This is a genomic window from Methyloparacoccus murrellii (assembly GCF_054657115.1).
This window is the reverse complement of the sequence record NZ_BAAHXD010000003.1, coordinates 1-16,716: the sequence shown is the minus strand read 5'-3', so window position 1 is coordinate 16,716 and position 16,716 is coordinate 1. Positions and strand designations below refer to the sequence as shown.

General features: G+C 67.2%; 15 protein-coding genes and 1 tRNA gene. 2 read left to right on the top strand and 14 right to left on the bottom strand.

Annotated elements, in window-relative coordinates; translation table 11 throughout:
* Positions 1-176 precede the first annotated feature (176 nt).
* The 10 genes from ACYQ1H_RS01165 to purM form a co-directional block, all read right to left on the bottom strand.
* Positions 177-250: transfer RNA gene (locus tag ACYQ1H_RS01165), tRNA-Gly, on the bottom strand.
* A 93-nt stretch (positions 251-343) separates the two neighbouring features.
* Positions 344-1,171 (bottom strand): tetratricopeptide repeat protein, encoded by an 828-nt coding sequence (locus ACYQ1H_RS01160; protein WP_460026294.1) that lies wholly within the window; start codon positions 1,169-1,171, stop codon positions 344-346.
* Between the two features lie 66 nt (positions 1,172-1,237).
* The gene (locus ACYQ1H_RS01155; RefSeq protein ID WP_460026293.1) at positions 1,238-2,227 is read right to left on the bottom strand and encodes a ribonuclease T2 family protein; all 990 of its coding nucleotides are present in this window, start codon (positions 2,225-2,227) and stop codon (positions 1,238-1,240) included.
* A 15-nt stretch (positions 2,228-2,242) separates the two neighbouring features.
* Positions 2,243-5,029: an Hsp70 family protein gene (locus ACYQ1H_RS01150; protein ID WP_460026292.1), complete on the bottom strand. Its 2,787-nt coding sequence runs from the start codon at positions 5,027-5,029 to the stop codon at positions 2,243-2,245.
* Positions 5,030-5,055: 26 nt separating this feature from the next.
* Positions 5,056-6,918: an Hsp70 family protein gene (locus ACYQ1H_RS01145; RefSeq protein WP_460026291.1), complete on the bottom strand. Its 1,863-nt coding sequence runs from the start codon at positions 6,916-6,918 to the stop codon at positions 5,056-5,058.
* On the bottom strand, positions 6,915-7,547 hold the full coding sequence (locus tag ACYQ1H_RS01140) for a DUF2760 domain-containing protein (RefSeq protein ID WP_460026290.1): 633 nt from the start codon (positions 7,545-7,547) through the stop codon (positions 6,915-6,917). The genes ACYQ1H_RS01145 and ACYQ1H_RS01140 overlap by 4 nt, the downstream gene beginning before the upstream one ends.
* A gap of 97 nt (positions 7,548-7,644) precedes the next feature.
* Complete coding sequence (locus ACYQ1H_RS01135) at positions 7,645-8,064, bottom strand: hypothetical protein (protein ID WP_460026289.1); 420 nt, start codon at positions 8,062-8,064, stop codon at positions 7,645-7,647.
* A gap of 20 nt (positions 8,065-8,084) precedes the next feature.
* The gene (locus tag ACYQ1H_RS01130; protein WP_460026288.1) at positions 8,085-8,456 is read right to left on the bottom strand and encodes a cupin domain-containing protein; all 372 of its coding nucleotides are present in this window, start codon (positions 8,454-8,456) and stop codon (positions 8,085-8,087) included.
* Between the two features lie 10 nt (positions 8,457-8,466).
* Complete coding sequence (locus ACYQ1H_RS01125) at positions 8,467-9,237, bottom strand: glycosyltransferase family 2 protein (protein ID WP_460026287.1); 771 nt, start codon at positions 9,235-9,237, stop codon at positions 8,467-8,469.
* Between the two features lie 11 nt (positions 9,238-9,248).
* Positions 9,249-10,310: a phosphoribosylformylglycinamidine cyclo-ligase gene (gene purM / locus ACYQ1H_RS01120; protein WP_460026286.1), complete on the bottom strand. Its 1,062-nt coding sequence runs from the start codon at positions 10,308-10,310 to the stop codon at positions 9,249-9,251.
* 151 nt (positions 10,311-10,461) lie between these two features.
* Between purM and ACYQ1H_RS01115 the strand changes: the two genes are divergently transcribed.
* On the top strand, positions 10,462-11,031 hold the full coding sequence (locus ACYQ1H_RS01115; RefSeq protein WP_460026285.1) for a CDP-alcohol phosphatidyltransferase family protein: 570 nt from the start codon (positions 10,462-10,464) through the stop codon (positions 11,029-11,031).
* A gap of 107 nt (positions 11,032-11,138) precedes the next feature.
* Here ACYQ1H_RS01115 and ACYQ1H_RS01110 read toward each other — a convergent pair whose 3' ends face one another.
* Genes ACYQ1H_RS01110 through ACYQ1H_RS01100 form a run of 3 tightly spaced genes read right to left on the bottom strand, consistent with a single transcriptional unit; the run spans position 11,139 to position 14,785 of the window.
* Positions 11,139-11,381 carry a hypothetical protein gene (locus ACYQ1H_RS01110; protein WP_460026284.1) on the bottom strand — a complete coding sequence of 81 codons (243 nt, stop codon included), beginning with the start codon at positions 11,379-11,381 and terminating at the stop codon, positions 11,139-11,141.
* A gap of 5 nt (positions 11,382-11,386) precedes the next feature.
* Entirely contained in the window at positions 11,387-13,579 is a 2,193-nt protein-coding gene (gene pta / locus ACYQ1H_RS01105; RefSeq protein ID WP_460026283.1) for a phosphate acetyltransferase, read from the bottom strand.
* 39 nt (positions 13,580-13,618) lie between these two features.
* A complete protein-coding gene (locus ACYQ1H_RS01100) occupies positions 13,619-14,785 on the bottom strand; it encodes an acetate/propionate family kinase (RefSeq protein ID WP_460026282.1) in 1,167 nt (388 codons plus the stop codon).
* A gap of 248 nt (positions 14,786-15,033) precedes the next feature.
* Here ACYQ1H_RS01100 and ACYQ1H_RS01095 point away from each other — a divergent pair, with 248 nt between their 5' ends.
* On the top strand, positions 15,034-15,858 hold the full coding sequence (locus ACYQ1H_RS01095) for an undecaprenyl-diphosphate phosphatase (protein ID WP_460026281.1): 825 nt from the start codon (positions 15,034-15,036) through the stop codon (positions 15,856-15,858).
* 17 nt (positions 15,859-15,875) lie between these two features.
* On the opposite strand, the gene ACYQ1H_RS01090 is transcribed toward ACYQ1H_RS01095, so the two are convergent.
* Positions 15,876-16,655 carry a TatD family hydrolase gene (locus ACYQ1H_RS01090; RefSeq protein WP_460026280.1) on the bottom strand — a complete coding sequence of 260 codons (780 nt, stop codon included), beginning with the start codon at positions 16,653-16,655 and terminating at the stop codon, positions 15,876-15,878.
* Between the last annotated feature and the right edge of the window lie 61 nt (positions 16,656-16,716).

Here is a 16,716-nt window from a genome sequence, read left to right as displayed (position 1 = left end):
CAATACGGTTTTGGGAACCTCCGCATTGCCAATGTACCACTCAACGTACCAGTTGGAACCGGCTGTGAGTGGATTTCGCTGGATGTCAGTGGATCGATATTGGGTGAAAATCCTCAATCCTGACAATGACTTACGACGTTCCCTGGCGTTCGGCGGAAGACCCTGGAAAGTCGAAGTGGAGCGGGTGATGGGAATCGAACCCACGCTATCGGCTTGGGAAGCCGAAGTTCTACCATTGAACTACACCCGCCCTGGGAGGTGGCGATTTTACGTGCCGGAGGCGGCTTGAATCAAGCCGCGGCGGGATCGGGCCAGTCCCGCTCCGGCCGCCCGGCGCCGCCCATCATGGTGTGGGCGCCTTGCCGATGGGATGGTGCTTGGCCCACTCGCTGGCCAGCCGCTGGCCTTCAGCCAGTTGCGCGGGCGTCAGTCCGGCCGCGACCCGGTCACGGTTGGCAACGAACTCCGGCGCGCCCGACACCGCGGCGAGATTGAACCATTTGTAGGCCTCCAGCTGATTCTGCGGCATGCCATGCCCGGCCAGGCTGAGCCCGCCGAGTCCGTCCATGGCCGAGACATTACCTTGCTCGGCAGCCTTCAGGTACCAGCGGGCCGCCTCGGTGTAGCTCTGGGCGATGCCCTTGCCATGCTCGTAGCGGTAGCCCATGTAGTACTGGGCATCGGGCAGGCCCTGCCCGGCGGCTTTCATGTACCAGCGGGTCGCCTCGTTCCGGTCCTGGGCAACGCCCTGGCCGCGGCCGTAGAACTGGCCCACCTTGAACTGCGCCTCGGCATAGCCGCTGTCCGCCGCCGCCCGGTACCAGCGCAAGGCATCGGTCAGGCTGACCGGCACGCCCACCCCGCGTTCGTAGAGACCGGCCAGGATGTACTGCGACCTGACATCGCCCTTCTCCGCGGCCTTGGTGCACCAATAGAGCGTGTCCACCGCGGGGCCGCCGGGTTTGGCGGGAGTCTGCATCTTCAGCCTGCCGATTGCCCGCAGGCTGTCCGAGCACTGGCTGGCTTCGCTGCCGGCGTTCGCCGGCGCCGCTGCCGGGGGGGTGTTGAGGCCCAGGGGATCGGAAGGCAGTCCGGCACAGGCGGAACAGGCCATCAGCGGGAGCAGCAGGGTGCGCTTGAGGATTTGCATGTCGATGGATCGGGTGGGCAATGTCGGGACAGTTCGGGATTGTAAGCGATGCAGGATGGCATCGCGTACAGGCAACGAGGTCCGGACTCAGTCGGGCCCGACGCGATCGACCAGGCCTGCCTCGCAATTGCCTTGCCGGGGCGCCGCGCGGTCCAGGGTCTCCCACAGGTGCGGCGCCGTCGTCGATGGCTGGCGCAAGGCGATGCGGATTTCGCTGACCAGCCGGCGATCCCCGTCGGCTTCGCAGTGCAGCCCCAGCGCCGCGCCGGTCCCGGCACCGAAGCCCTGCTCGAAGGCGGCGCGCAATTCCGCAAGGGTCACACGCTGCCCGCGGCGTGCCGCCACCAGATCCCGCACGGGGGAACGATTGACCTGATCGACCAGCGCCAATGCGGTCCGGAAGTAGGTTTCGGCATCGCCGCCGTAGCAGCTGCCATGCCTGACCCACTCGTGCCGATCCAGCCCCGAGGCCACGCCGGGCATCCGTTCCTCCAGCCGCTGGCGGGTCTCGGGTTGCAGCGCCACCGGGGGCAGGGCCTGCCAGCGGCGGTGCTCGTCCAGCATCCGGAGCGTCGCCGGTATCTGGCAGTACTCGCGGCCAAGGGGCTGCGGCCAGAGGCCGTGCAGGCTGAAATGCGCGGCGTCATGACGTTCGGGCGTCTGGGCGCGGCATTCGGTTTTCTCGGGCCGAATCTCGCAGAAGGCCGGCTGCCAGCTCAGCGCCAGCAGCAACCAGCTCTGCTCGGAGGTCTGCCCGGGTGGCGCCTCCGGGCTGGCGGCAACGCCCGGCTGCCAGTCGCCGCAACCCATGGCCACCCAGCGGGTTTCCGGCCGGGCGCCGGGGATGCGAACCTGCACGAATTCGCCACCCGGACGATTGAAGCCGAGCATCGCGTAATGTTCACCGGGACGGATGGCAACCTCATCCGCCGGACCGCGGATGCCGCGTGTGGCGGCACAGGCCTGCCGGGCCAGGAATTGCCCCTGAGCGGGTTCGAAGGCCGGCGCAGCCGGCGTGCCGGCCAGCAGCAGGCCGGCAAGCACCGATCGGTGGACGCGCGGTCGGACGATGGCCATCCCCGGCGGAACGACTCAGCCGATCAGCCGCAAACCGGACGGCAGCGACTCGCCCACCATGCGCTGCTCGTCGGCCTCGCTGAGCGCCTGCACCTCGGCCACCAGGGACACCCAGGACTCGGGCGCCCGACCGGCACGCAACGTCTCGATCACGCGCGCCCTGAGCGCGGCATCGATGTCGCGCTCGCGGTCGCCGCTCCTGCGCGCCAGCAAGGTGGCGGCGAAGGCGGCCGGCGGCTCCCGGCGGAAATCGCGTTGCAGCACCCGCTCCAGCCAGGCCTCGATGGTGGCCCTGGGCACCACGGCATGCGGACTGCCGTACCACGGCACCCGCCCGCCGATCCGGCCCAGCGCCCACCAGCAGGCATCCGGTTCGCCCGGCCTAGCGAGACGCTCCAGAAGCCAGCCGCCCACCGTCGACTTGGTCTCCGCCGGCAGGCGTTCCAGGATCGCCACCAGGCGAACCATGTCCTCATAGGAGCGTTTCTTGCCCAGGGTGGCGGTATTGCCGCGCTTTGCGGTTTCCGGGTTGAGGTAGGGCGCGATGTCGTCCAGCAGGATCAGCTGCCGGGCCTCGTCGAGTCCGCCGGCCACACGCCGCCAGAGTGTCCACCATGCCGACCAGTTGCGGGTTTCGTTGACGAATTGCAGGCCCTGCCCGTAAGTGGCGAACAGCTGGTCGCTGCGCCAGTCATCCAGCGGATAGCCAAACCCCGGCCGCAGGCCATAGCCGGCCAAGCTGAACCAGACCCGCTCGTGATCGGGACTGCGGCGACGGTGCGGCAGGCCATCCAGCAGGACGGCGAACAGATCGCGCAGTAGTGGCGTCCCCCAGCCGTCGCGCGGCCCCAGTATCTTCTCCAGCCGCGCCCGCAAGCCCTTGACGGCCTTGGGGTCGGTCGCCTTGCTCTTCCTGCCGTATACCTCGCGAATCGCCGCCACCGCCGGCTCCAGCCGCGGGTGCTGCGAGGTGAGATCGGCCGACACGACCGGCGAGCGGCCGCGCAGCTGGAACTCGATGCGCCAGCGTTGGGCCGGGTCATCGAGCGCGACGCACTGGAGATCCAGCGTGCCCAGCTCGCTGAGGGACGCCGCCACCCGGACGGCACGCTCCCGCGGCCCCGCCGGATCGTCGGCGGCCAGGGCAACCGCCAGCGGCGGAAGTGTCTGCAGGTGCTCGTCGTCGGCCAGCACCACGGCGCCGGCCTCGGGGCGCGCGTCGTCGCGGGCCGCCAGCAGGGTGAAGCGGACCGGCGCCCCTAGCGTCAGCAGAAAGCCGCGATCGGTCAGCACGATCTCGTGACCCTCCTCGGTGCCGCGTGGCAGGATGCAGACCGCCTGCGGCCGACCGTCGGCAGCCGCATCGACGGCGAGGAAATAGCTGCGCGCGGCGCCGCCGCCGATGCGCTGCACGGCATGGCCGCGACGCGCCAGCCCGTAGGCCACGGCGCCGAACGCCACCGCCTGCTCGGGCCGGTCGTTGGCCAGGCAAAGCGGCTCCCGCCGGCCCCAGGTGCGCAGCTGCTCGATGAGCCGCCTGACCACCAGCGGGCTGCGGAAGACGCCGCCATTCAGCAGCAGGGCATCGGGAACCGGTATGTCGGCCGCGCTGCCCAGCGCCTCGCGGGCCGCATGACGGTGTTCGCCGAGGAAGGCGGCCAGATGCCGGGTGACGGCGGGATCGGCCACATAGGGCAGGCCGAATTCGACGACGCCGCTGCGCTTGCGCTCGGGCTGCTCGCCCAGGCCGACGAGCGGGAAGAAACCGTCCAGGACCAGCGCCTGTACCGCCTCGCGGCGGAGTTCGGCGGATCGAGCCGAGCCGATCAGGCGGCTGCCACTGCCCAGCAGGGTGACAGTGACAGCCTCCGGGGCGTCGCCGGCCAGCAGGCGCTCCTTGGCCAGGCGGCACTGTTCGACCAGCTGCGACAGCTCGCCGGCGGAGAACCTGCCCTCCTCGCCCAGCAGCTGCCGCTCGACCTGGTGCGCCAGTGCCAGATCGATGTTGTCGCCACCGAGCATGAGATGGTTGCCGACCGCGATGCGGTTCAGCTGCGGGACGGATGGGCCGGGACTGACGCTGATCAGGGTCAGGTCCAGGGTGCCGCCGCCGATATCGACGACCAGCAGCAGGCTGGCCACCGCCAGCTGCGCCTGCAACCGGTGCCGATGCTCCCAGAGCCAGTCGTAGCAAACCGCCTGGGGTTCCTCCAGCAGCCTCACGCGCGGCAGGCCGGCCAGACGCGCGGCTTCCAGCGTCAGGGTCCGGGCCGACTCGTCGAAGGACGCCGGCACCGTGATCACCAGTGCCTGCCGCGCGAGCGGCGCGTCGGGATGGCTGGCGTCCCAGGCCGCGCGGACATGGGCCAGGTAGCTGGCACTGGCGTCGACCGGCGATATCCGGGGCACGCCATCCGCCGCTCCCCAGGGCAGAATCGGCGCCGCACGATCGGCGGCGGGATGCGACAGCCAGCTCTTGGCGCTGGCGATCAGCCGGCCGGGCGTGCGGGCGCCGAGCCGCCGGGCCAGCTCGCCGACGACGGGCCGATGATCCGCCGCCGCCCCGGTGGGCCAGGGCAAGGCCAGATCGCTGGCCGGCAGCTCATCCGGCGCAGCGTGATAGCGGACGGAAGGCAGCAGGGGCAGGGCCGCGATCTCGCCGGGCCGGACGAGCTGCTCGATGGCGAAGGCGCCGATCGCCGGATCCGCCTCCCCGTCCGTCAGCGGACAGGCGGCGACCACGGTGTGGGTCGTGCCAAGATCGATGCCGACCAGCCAGGCGGGGTCGTCCTGAGGCGCCATGACGCCGCTCGCTCCGGGGGCGGGACTCAGGCCACCGCCTCGGTGGCGGATTCGCCCTCGGCGCGGACGTCGAACTCGACCTTCCAGCGCTGCCCGCCGGTCTTGGCCACCGCCTCCAGCTGCAGGGTGCCGACTTCCGTCACGCGCGCGGCCAGCTGCACCGGCACGATGTCGCCAGGACGGTGCTGCTCGGCCGACAGTACCACCTCGATTTCCGGCAGTTCCTCCAGCTCGCCCTCGGGCCACCAGTCCAGGCGGGTGCCGACGACATCGTCGCGGCGGACGGTGGATGCATAGAAGCGGAAATGCACCGGCTCGCCGACGACGACGCCGAACTCGTAGGGCGGCAGGTCGGCCTCGGTGCCCTCCTCCATGCCGAACGGTGCGATGCACAGCGCCTCCAGCGGCGGCGGGAAGCCGGGCACGGCCGGCATGGCGCTCTCGACGCCGACATAGTAGGCCGCCGCCGTGCCGCCGCGAATGCGGACGCCACGACCCCGGCGGACACAACCATAGAAGGCGGCGCCGCGCGACACGGCAAGATCCAGATCACCGCCTTGCAGCAGCCGGACAGCCGGAGCGGCATCCTCGGCCAGCCAGCCGTTCAGCACCTCCAGCAGGCGACCGGACAGCACGGCCGACTTGAACACGCCGCCATTCAGCAGCACGGCGGTGGGATGCAGGAAGCTGGCATTGCCGTCCGGCTCGAAGCCGGCCAGCTCCCGGGTCGCGCCCAGCTGGCGGCTGAGGAAGGCGGCCAGATGCGCGGTGACACGGGCGTCCTGGGCATAGGGCAAACCCAGCGCGGTAAGGCCAGTGCGCGCCTGCGCGACGGGATGATCGCCCAGTTCCACCGACGGGAAGAATCCCTCGACCAGGGCCTGGTTGACTTCCTCGCGGGTCAGGCTGGTGCGCAGGGCGCCGCCGATGAGCGAGGATCCCCGGCTGGGCACGACGATGGCGACCTCGTCCGGTGCCTCGTCCGACAGCAGGGTCTCCTTGGCGTCCCGGCAGGCATGGGTCAGCGCCTGCAACTGCCAGGGCTCCAGGCGCTTGCCTTCGGCCTGCAACTTGCCGCGGAGCACATAGGCAAGCGCCAGATCCATGTTGTCCCCGCCCAGCAGGATATGGTCGCCGATGGCGATGCGGTTCAGGCTGAGGTTGCCGTCATCCTCCGTCACGGCGATCAGCGACAGGTCGGTGGTGCCGCCGCCGACGTCAACGACCAAGATGACCTCGCCGGGCTTGACCTGCTCGCGCCAGCCGCCGGCGCTGGCCTGAATCCAGCTGTACAGCGCCGACTGCGGCTCCTCCAGCAACACCGCCTGGTTGAGACCGATGGTGCGGGCCGCCTCGGCCGTCAGTTCGCGGGCAGCCGGGTCGAACGAGGCCGGCACGGTGATCACCAGATCCTGTTCCGCCAGCGGCGCGTCGGGGAAGGCCTGATCCCAGGCATCGCGCATGTGCCGGAGGTAGGCGATGGAAGCGTCCAGGGGCGACACGCGCGGGACCTCTTCCGGCGACTGCAACGGCAGCAGGGCCGAGCGGCAATCGACCCCGGCGTGCGACAGCCAGCTCTTGGCGCTGGCCACCAGCCGGATCGGCGTCTTGCTGCCGAGCTGGCGCGCCAGTTCGCCGATGACATGCTCGGGCTGACTGTCCCAGGGCAGAACCCTGTCGGACGCTGCCAGTTCGGCCTCGTGCGGCAGATAGAGGAAGGACGGCAGCTGCTTCCTTTCATCGATGACGCCGGGCGCGGTGAGCTGCGGGAGGTCCAGGACCGTCAGGGCCACCTGTTCGCCATCGACCTCGTCGAGGGCGGCGTAGGACACCACGCTGTGGGTGGTGCCCAGGTCGATGCCCACGGCATAGCGGATGTCTTCGCTCACAGTTCCACCTCCGCCGGCGCCAGGACGTGCGCATCATGGCCGTCGGCCAGTTTGGGCAGATTGACCCGGCTGGCACGCCAGCCGCGATGGATGAGCGCGCCGGTAAACGGCGGCTCGCCGACGATATGACCGGAGACCCGCACCGACGAGGCATCGAAGCCCTTGGGCAGGGTGACACGGCTGCCTTCGGACTCGGTGCGCACCGGCTCCAGCTCGAAATGCTGCTTCAGCACCCGGCGGCACCCCTCGTGCACGACGCGCACGGCGGCACCGATGTCAGCATCGGCATGCCGGGCAATGTCCTCCTGCACGAAGTCGATGAAGCGCGCCTCCTGCTGCAACAGGCCAAGCAGCTGCAACGCGGCATCCGGCGTGGACTCGCGAATCACCACCGGCTTGACGGGCTCGCTGCGGGCCGGCTGGGGAGACGGGACGGGCTGGGACTTCGGGGCGACCGGCGGGACGGGCGCAGGGGCGGGTACGGGCAGTGGCGCCGGCTTCCGCCTCAGGGCCACGATCGCGATGATGGCGAGCAAAAGGCTCAGCAACAGCGACACGGCGGCCAGGCCGGCCAGGCCAACATGGACGACGTCCAGTGTCGCCGGTATCAGGTTGATGTCAATTTCCATTCGTTACCTCGCAGCATGAAACCGCCTTGCCTGCAGGCAAGGCGGGGTTGTGGTTCTCTCTTCGGCAGACGTGGCCGGGCAGCGCCGGCCCGGGCGGTCAGGGATGGGTTTCCGAATAGCGCGCCGCCTGCGCCTGCATGACGACCCGCACCACCTGCTGGGCCGCCCGCGAGCGCTTGCTGCGGACATAGCGGTCGGAAATGGCGCCGGGCACCTTTTCGGCGTCGAAGGCGGACGTGATGGCCGTCAGCCTGGATTCACAGTTGCGCAGGATAAGGTCCGTGACCCGACGCGAATCATCCTTGTCCTGGTAGTGCGCTCGCGTCTCGTCGTTCAGGCATTTCTGGTAGGCCTCGACGCCCTGGTTGACCTTGGCCAGGGTTGCCTCGCTCAGCGTGGTGGGCTGCCATTCCTGCTGGAGCTCGGGCTCGGAGGCTGCCCGGACGCCGGACGGCCCGGCGAGCATGAGAAGGGCTGCCAGCAGCAGCCCCGGGTTCGGGATGCGTAGGGATGTCATGTCGGGAAATGTCGTCATGGTCAGGGTTGGGGGGCAATTTCGAAGACGACCAGCTCGACCTCGGCCTCGCTGACGTTCTCCGCCGTCATGACGGCGCCGCTCTCCCAGAAAACCTGGCCGGGACCGTACTCCCGCGCCAGTCCGCCCTCCTCGATCTTGACGCGGCCCTTGACCACATAGCGGGGCCCCGGTCCCTCATGGACATGCTGGGGCGTCTTGTAGCCCTTGGGCAGGGTCAAGCGGAACACGCTCGCCCTGACCTTGTTGCTCGGCAACTCGACCGACTGCTCCAGCAGGGTTTGCCGGGGCGGCATGGGCACTTCCTCGGCGCACACGGGACCGGACAACCCCAGAGCCAGCCAAGAGCTCAGCAGGATCGATGAATGACGCATGGCGTTCACCTCACGTTGGCAGCGTTGAACGGGCGGAAGATTCCAGAGAAGCGGCGGAAATCTCCCGGATGTCGGGGATGTGGGCGCGCCGCTGCAGCCACATGACCCCCAGCAAATCCCAGATGCCGACCCACAGCCGATGCCAGGTGCCGTACTTGGACTGCCCGCGCAGGCGCGGACGATGATTGACTTCGACCGACTGTACCCGGGCGCCCGCGCGCTGCGCCAGGGCGGGCAGGAAACGGTGCATGTGATCGAAATAAGGCATGGCCAGAAACAGGTCGCGATCGAACAGCTTCAGGCCACAGCCGGTATCCGGGGTCGCGTCCTTCAGCAGTGCCGCGCGGATGCCATTAGCAAACCGCGAGGAAAACCGGCGCCAGCCCGTGTCCTTGCGGTGCCGGCGGTAACCGGCGATCAACGCCCAGCCGGCCGTCTGCCTGAGCGCCTGCCAGGCATCGAAAAGGGCTGGAATGTTGGCGGGATCGTTCTGGCCATCACCGTCCAGGGTCGCGATGACCGATCCGTTCGCGGCAACGATGCCGGTCCTGAGCGCCGTGCTCTGGCCGCAGCATTGCCGATGCTGGATGACGCGCAGATGCGGAAATTCGGGCTTCAGGGCGATCAGGCGCGCCAGGGTGTCGTCGCTGCTGCCGTCATCCACAAACAGGATTTCACAAGGGCCGAGCCCTGCCACGGCGGCATCGATCTCCTCGATCAGGGGGCGGACATTGTCGGCCTCGTTGTGGACCGGCACCACGATGCTGAGTCTTTCCTGCATGCCGCTACCCCCTACCAGGCGTTGCGGTAGCGGACAACCGGTGCGGCATCCGCCTCGGCAGCCGCGACTTCGCCGATGACGGCAGCGGTCTCGCCGGCCCCCTCGAACATGCGGAGCGCCTCGGGCACATCGCCGGGCGCCACGATCACGATCATGCCGATGCCGCAGTTGAAGGTCTTCAGCATCTCCGCTTCGGCGACACGGCCCTGCGTCTTCAGCCAGTCGAACACGGGCGGGCGCCTCCAGGCGGCAAGATCGACCTGCGCCTCGGTGCCTTTCGGCAGCACGCGGGGCAGATTCTCGGTAATGCCGCCGCCGGTGATGTGCGCCAGCGCATGCACCGGCAGCGCCTGCATCAGCCGGAGCAGACTCTTGACGTAGATCCGGGTCGGCGCCATCAGGCAATCCAGCAGGGGCCGGCCATCGATATCCGGCAGCGGTCGACCCGCGGACAGTTCCAGGATCCTGCGGATCAGGGAGTAGCCATTGGCATGCGGGCCGGAGGAAGCGAGTCCGATCAACCGGTCGCCGGCCCGGACGCGGGAGCCATCGAGAATGGCGGACTTTTCCACCACCCCGACGCAGAAGCCGGCGAGGTCGTAATCGCCCGCGGCGTACATGCCCGGCATCTCGGCCGTTTCGCCGCCGACCAGGGCGCAACCTGCCAGTTCGCAGCCGCGGCCGATGCCGCCGATGACCGCGGCGGCAACCTCGACATCCAGCTTGCCGGTGGCATAGTAGTCGAGGAAGAACAGGGGTTCGGCACCCTGGACGACGATGTCGTTGGCACACATGGCGACCAGGTCGATGCCGACGCCCGCATGTCGCCCGGACTCGATGGCCAGCTTGAGCTTGGTGCCGACCCCGTCGGTGCCGGCCACCAGCACGGGCTGCCGGTACCGGTCCAGCGGCAGTTCGAACAACGAACCGAATCCGCCGAGGCCGCCCAGCACACCGGGCACGCGGGTTCCGGCCGCCACGGGCTTGATGCGTTCAACCAGGGCGTTGCCCGCCTCGATGTCGACACCGGCGCTGCGGTAGTCCAGGGATACGTCGGTCTCGGTGGAATTCAAGCTCAGGGTCTCCGACCAGTAGAGGTTATCGCCGGCCGCCGCAGCGGGGCGAATGAACCGTGGGGTTGCATAGGAAGCTCATCGGGCAGGGCGCCGGAATGATTGTGCTATTTTACATGCCTCGCACGCTTCGACGCCTACCGGAGCCGGAATGCTGAGATTGCCAGCGCGCCACATCCCCAACCTGATCTCGATCGCTCGCATTTTCCTGGTGCTGCCGGTCGTCGAGGCATTGCTGACGCGCCAGTTCGACCGCGCGCTGGTGTGGTTCACCGTGGCCGGCCTGTCCGATGGGGTGGACGGCTTCCTGGCCCGCTATTTCGGCTGGCAGTCGCGGCTGGGCTCGTATCTCGATCCCATCGCCGACAAGCTGCTGCTGGTCTCGAGCTATCTCGGCCTGGCCTGGCTGGGCCTGATTCCCGGCTGGCTCGCGGCGCTGGTCATCGCCCGCGACGGCATCATCTTTCTGGGGGCCCTCGCCTATTACTTCCTGCTGGAGCCGTTCGACGGCCAGCCTTCCCTGCTAAGCAAGCTCAACACCTTCTGCCAGCTGCTGCTGGTCTTCGTGATTCTGGTCCAGCCCCACTGGCCGCACCTGTCGACTGCCGGCATTCCGACGCTGGTCGGCGCCGTCACCCTGACCACCACGCTCAGCGGCCTACTGTATGTCCTGACCTGGAGCCGCCGCTACTGGCAGCGCCGACGGCATCTCTCCGTCTGAACCATTCCGGAATCCTGAGTACCCGGGTGCCGGGTGGTGGTGGATTCTCCGGATCAAGCGGAAGCCCCCAGCTGTCGCCTGTGCCCGGTGCGGGCGGGCGACGATCGTCACTGCATGGGCACGCAATAGAACGGCACATCGCAGTCGTAATTCCGCTGGCTCTTGCGATCGTGGCAGACATCGGCTGCATCGCAGCTTCCGCCATCGAGCAGGATCATCTCCCGGGTCACCTTCCCGGTCCTGGCCTGCCCGGGGGACGGGGCAGCAACCCTGGCCACCGGTGATTCGGCGGGCTGCTGCGAGCAGCCCGCGACCACCAGGACCAACCCATAGGCGACTATCTGTTTCATGGCAGTCATCCAGCTGGTTGCGAAGGTCGGCACGAGGCCGGTTCGTTGTCCGGGCGCCGTTCCAGAAATTGGGTCTCCCCGGACATGGCGGCAGGCATGGCATGGCTCTGCTGCGCCTGAATGGCGGTGATCACCACGGTATTGATGATGTCGTCAACGGTACACCCCCGGCTCAGATCGTTGACCGGCTTGCGCAGACCCTGCAGGATGGGGCCGATGGCGATGGCGCCGGTCTCGCGTTGCACCGCCTTGTAGGTATTGTTGCCGGTATTGAGATCGGGGAAAACAAATACGGTCGCATGACCGGCCACTGCCGAGTCGGGCATCTTCAGGGCGGCCACACCCTCGTCGACGGCGGCATCGTACTGGATGGGTCCCTCCAGCGCCAGTTCCGGGCGCAGGGCATGGGCGATGCGCGCCGCCTCGCGCACCTTCTCCACCTCGGCGCCCACACCGGATTCGCCGGTCGAATAGGACAGCAGGGCGACACGGGGCTCGATACCGAAGACTTGCGCCGTATCGGCCGAACTGACGGCAATCTCGGCCAGCTGCCGGGCGGTCGGATCCGGATTCACCGCGCAGTCGCCATAGACGACGACGCCATCCTCTAGGCACATGAAGAATACCGAGGAAACGATGGAAAACCCGGGACGGGTCTTGATGATCTGCAGAGCCGGACGGATCGTGTGCTGGGTCGTGTGGACGGCGCCGGAAACCATGCCGTCGGCATCGCCATGGTAGACCATCAGGGTGCCGAAATAGGCGACATCCTGCAGGCAGTCGCGGGCGGTATCCAGCGTCATGCCCTTGTGGCGGCGCAGGCTGTAATAGGTCTGGGCGTAGGTTTCCAGCAGGGGACTGCGCGCCGGTTCGATGATGCGGACGTGCGCCAGGTCCAGATCGATCCCATGCGTCCGGACGGCCTGCTCGATCGCTTCCCGGCTGCCGAGCAGGATGATGTCGGCGATGCCGCGCGCCAGCAGGTCGGCGGTGGCCTTGAGAATGCGTGGCTCGCTGCCTTCCGGCAAGACAATGCGCTGGGGATGGCTGCGGGCCTGCTGGACCAGGTTGTAGGTGAACATGCGCGGCGTCATGCCGCCGGCAGGCAAGGCGTCGAACTGCCGCACGATGCAGTCGAGATCGGTATGTCGCTCGAACAGGGCCAGCGAACGCTGAATCTTGTCCTGATCCTCCGGCTTGATGCCGGCATGGATGCGCTCCAGCCGTGAGGCGACCGTGTAGGTATCCTCGCCGACGCTGAGAATGGGCAGCGACTCCCGCAACCCCTCGACCAGCTGGAAAACCTCCGGATCGGGCTGGATTCCGGAGGTCAGCACCAAGCCCGCCAGACGCGGATAGTTGACCGAGCGATCGGCCTCGATGATGCCCAGCAGGACATCGGCACGATCGCCGGGGGTCAGGATCAGCTGGTCGCTTTCAAGCCAGGCCAGGAGGTTCTGCAGATGCATGGCGGCAACCAGATAATCGCTGACCAGGTTGTCCAGCCGCTCGCGCCCGAACAGCACCCGCGCGCCGAGCTGCTCGGCCACCTCGCGAACCGTCGGCGCCTCCAGGACGCGATCGAAGGGAAAAACCGCCACCAGCTTGCCGGCCACGCCGAGCTCATCGGTCAGACCCTGCCGCAACGGCTCGATGGCCTCGGGCTGGGCCTTGTTGAGGACCACGCCCGCCACCTGGCAGCTCTTTTCCTCGTAGGCGTCGACGGCAAGGTGGATGGCATCGATGGATTCGCGCACGGTGCGGCCGGAAGCATTGCCGACCACCAGCACCGGCGCGGCCAGGTTGCGGGCGATCAGTGCGTTGAGGTCGAACTCCAGCGCCGGGATATGGCCGAGAAAGTCGGTGCCTTCGATCAGGATGAACTCGTATTGCCGTTCGAGGCGTTTGTAGCCCTCGATGATGCGCTCGAGTACCTCATCCTCGCGGTGATTGCCGAGCCGCTCCTGAAGTGCCGGCAAATACCAGGCAAACGACTCCTCGTAGATCTGCGGCAGGTTGAAGTGACGCAGAATCAGGTCGATGTCCTCGTCGCGGGGACCATGGACGGGCTGCTGGATAACCGGGCGGTAGAAGCAGACGCGGGTGGTCTGGCGCAGGGCCAGTTCGACCAGGCCGAGAGCGATGACAACCTTGCCGCTACCGGGTTCGGCCGTGCTGATGTAGACGGAACGGGTCATAAAGGAGGTTTCCTGTGAAGCGGGGCGCGTCAACCGCGCCTAGGTCTTGCGCCGATGCGATTCCAGCGCCTCCAGCGACTGGCGGGCGATTTCCGCCTCTTCATCCGTGGGCACGATCAGTATCCTGACGGGCGATTCCATCGCCTGGATTTCGGCCACGCCCGCCGGTGGATGGCGATTGGCGTCCGCATCGAGGCAGAAGCCCAGGTGTTCCAGCCCTCGGCAGGCATGCTCGCGCACCGGTGCCGCATGCTCGCCGATGCCACCGGTGAAGACCAGGGCGTCGAGCTGTGGCAGCTGCGCCCGATAGGCGCCGATATAGTGCCGCAGCCGATGGGCATACATCGCCAGGGCGAGATCCGCGGCCGGATCTGCCCCGGACGCGGCCAGAACGTCACGCATGTCGTTGGTGCCGGCGATTCCCTTGAGACCACTGTCGCGGTTCAGCCAGCAGGAAACCTCGGCGGCGCCCGCGCCCAGCTGCTCCTGCCAGTAAAGCAGCACGCCGGGATCGATATCGCCACAGCGGGTTCCCATCATCAGCCCGGCGAGCGGCGTCATGCCCATGGAAGTGTCGATGCTGCGACCGTTGCGGATGGCGCAGGCACTGGCGCCATTGCCGAGGTGCAGGACGATGAGGTTCAGTTCGGCACGCGGCCGGCCCCAGTGCTCTGCCAGATACCGGGTAATGTAGGCGAAGGAAGTCCCATGAAAGCCATATCGGCGGATGCCGTGCTCCCGGTACGCCGCGGAGGGAATCGCATAGCGGAAGGCCGCTTCCGGCAGCGTCTGGTGAAACGCGGTATCGAAGACGGCCACCTGCGGCACAGCCGGCCACTGCTGGCGGCAAGCCTCGATCCCGAGCAGATTGGCGGGATTGTGCAGGGGCGCCAGGACCACCGACCGGCGGATCGCGTCAAGCACGGGCTCATCCACCACCACCGCCCGGTCGAACGCTTCGCCGCCATGCACGACACGATGGCCTACCGCTCGCAGTTCGCCGGCACCCAGGCAGCCCTCGTCCTCCAGCCTCTGCACTATTTGCCGGATGGCCTGACGATGATCCTGTATCGGAGAATCGGGCTCGCCGATGCGCTGGATCACATCGGATGCCAGCGGATGACCATCCTCGATCCGATCGCTCCGGAACAGGCGGTACTTGACGGAGGAGCTGCCGGAATTGAGCACCAGCACGTTGGAGGTCATGGCATCGCCGGGGAAATATTGACAGGGGTGGAGCCTATCATTGTCCGGTGGCATCCACTATCGGGGCAGCCATCGACAGAGTGTTGCCATCGATGTGATGCGGGATTTCCCCGGTGGATACCCGAGTCTGGCAAAATGCGCGCCTTTGCCGTCGGCAGCCGGACGGTTTGCTCGCGACCGAGAGGGAGCCGCGTGCCTGCCACGGTCAGCCTTTTCACCCCCATCACAGCCAACCGCCGATTCTCCGAATGGACATCCTCCTGCTGCTCAAGGCCCTGATACTCGGGCTGGTCGAAGGCTTTACCGAATTCCTCCCGATTTCCAGCACCGGCCACCTGATCCTGGCGGGCGACCTGTTGGGGTTCAACAACGAGCGGGGGAAACTGTTCGAGATCGTCATCCAGTCGGGAGCGATCCTGGCGGTCTGCTGGGAATACCGCAGCCGTCTCTGGGGGGTGGCCAAGGGCCTGCCGGGAGAAAAATCCGCCCGGCAATTCGTCATCAACCTGGTGATTGCCTTCCTGCCGCTGGCAGTGCTCGGCCTCGCCTTCGGCAAGGCCATCAAGGCCCACCTGTTCCAGCCGATACCGGTCGCGCTGGCGTTCATCCTCGGCGCGCTGGTCATCATCTGGGCGGAGAAGCGCACGCACCGGATCCGCATCCAGTCGGTCGACGAGATGAGGGCCATGGATGCCCTCAAAATGGGCCTGGCCCAGGCATTTGCCCTCATCCCGGGGACCTCGCGCTCGGGCTCGACCATCATCGGCGGTTTGCTGTTCGGACTTTCCCGCAAGGCCGCGACCGAATTCTCATTCTTCCTGGCCATCCCCACGCTGATCGTTGCCACGCTCTATGAGCTGTACAAGGAGCGGGCGCTGCTGAACCTGGACGATCTCGGCATGTGGGGGATGGGCTTCATCTCGGCCTTCGTCTCGGCTTTCGTTTGCGTGCGCTGGCTGCTGCGCTATATCGCCAGCCACGATTTCACGCTGTTTGCCTGGTATCGCATTGCCTTCGGGCTCGTCGTCATCGCCACCTGGCAGTGGGGACTGGTCGACTGGACGCAACCCTGAGCCTGGTTCGGGCCGCTTCAGGCGTGCCCGGAACCGAATAAATCGTGGTAGTTGCGGGTCGTAAGCTCGGCCATGCGCTCGAGGCTCAGGCCGCGCAATTCCGCGAGGCAAGCGGCAACATAACGCACATAGGCCGGATAGTTTGGCTTTCCCCGCTTGGGAATGGGCGCCAGATAAGGGGAGTCCGTCTCGATCAGCACGCGGTCTTCCGGCAGTTTCCTGGCAATCTCGCGTAGTGACTCCGCATTCCGGAAGGTAAGTATTCCCGACAGCGAGATGTAGAAATTCAACTCCAGGGCGGCTCGTGCGGTATCCCAATCCTCGGTAAAGCAGTGCAGCACACCGCCAACGGCATCGGCACCCTCCCCCCGCAGGATCGTCAGGGTATCGAGCCGGGCCTCGCGCGTGTGGATGATCAGAGGTTTGTTGGCCTTGATCGCCGCCCGAATATGGGTTCTGAAACGCGATTGCTGGGCTCGCCTGTCCGCTTCGCCGCGAAAATAGTCGAGACCGGTTTCGCCGATGGCAACCACGCGGGAGTCGCGTGCCAGTTCCACCAGTTCCTCGACGGTCGGTTCGTGACAGTTTTCCTCGTTGGGGTGCACCCCGACCGATACAGCAATTTCCCGGTGGGGTTCGACCAGTGCGCGCATGGCCGAATATTTCTCCAGCGTGATGGAAACGCAGAGCATCTGCTGCACGCCCCCGGCGACGGTCTCTGCGACACAGCGACCGAAGTCCTGGTCATAGGGGCCGAGATCCAGGCGGTCCAGATGGCAATGTGAGTCGACCAGCATAGGTTGCTCTCAATAGTATGTTGGCGGTTGGGAGAAGACCAGTTTTCCGGTCCGATAAGCA

What these genes read in the sequence shown, in the direction of transcription:
- ACYQ1H_RS01155 (WP_460026293.1), bottom strand. Translation starts at nt 2,227, where the DNA reads ATGGCCATCGTCCGACCGCGCGTCCACCGATCGGTGCTTGCCGGCCTG.
- ACYQ1H_RS01090 (WP_460026280.1), bottom strand. Translation starts at nt 16,655, where the DNA reads ATGCTGGTCGACTCACATTGCCATCTGGACCGCCTGGATCTCGGCCCC.
- ACYQ1H_RS01095 (WP_460026281.1), top strand. Translation starts at nt 15,034, where the DNA reads ATGGACATCCTCCTGCTGCTCAAGGCCCTGATACTCGGGCTGGTCGAA.
- ACYQ1H_RS01115 (WP_460026285.1), top strand. Translation starts at nt 10,462, where the DNA reads ATGCTGAGATTGCCAGCGCGCCACATCCCCAACCTGATCTCGATCGCT.
- pta (WP_460026283.1), bottom strand. Translation starts at nt 13,579, where the DNA reads ATGACCCGTTCCGTCTACATCAGCACGGCCGAACCCGGTAGCGGCAAG.
- ACYQ1H_RS01135 (WP_460026289.1), bottom strand. Translation starts at nt 8,064, where the DNA reads ATGACATCCCTACGCATCCCGAACCCGGGGCTGCTGCTGGCAGCCCTT.
- ACYQ1H_RS01140 (WP_460026290.1), bottom strand. Translation starts at nt 7,547, where the DNA reads ATGGAAATTGACATCAACCTGATACCGGCGACACTGGACGTCGTCCAT.
- ACYQ1H_RS01100 (WP_460026282.1), bottom strand. Translation starts at nt 14,785, where the DNA reads ATGACCTCCAACGTGCTGGTGCTCAATTCCGGCAGCTCCTCCGTCAAG.
- ACYQ1H_RS01125 (WP_460026287.1), bottom strand. Translation starts at nt 9,237, where the DNA reads ATGCAGGAAAGACTCAGCATCGTGGTGCCGGTCCACAACGAGGCCGAC.
- ACYQ1H_RS01150 (WP_460026292.1), bottom strand. Translation starts at nt 5,029, where the DNA reads ATGGCGCCTCAGGACGACCCCGCCTGGCTGGTCGGCATCGATCTTGGC.
- ACYQ1H_RS01130 (WP_460026288.1), bottom strand. Translation starts at nt 8,456, where the DNA reads ATGCGTCATTCATCGATCCTGCTGAGCTCTTGGCTGGCTCTGGGGTTG.
- ACYQ1H_RS01110 (WP_460026284.1), bottom strand. Translation starts at nt 11,381, where the DNA reads ATGAAACAGATAGTCGCCTATGGGTTGGTCCTGGTGGTCGCGGGCTGC.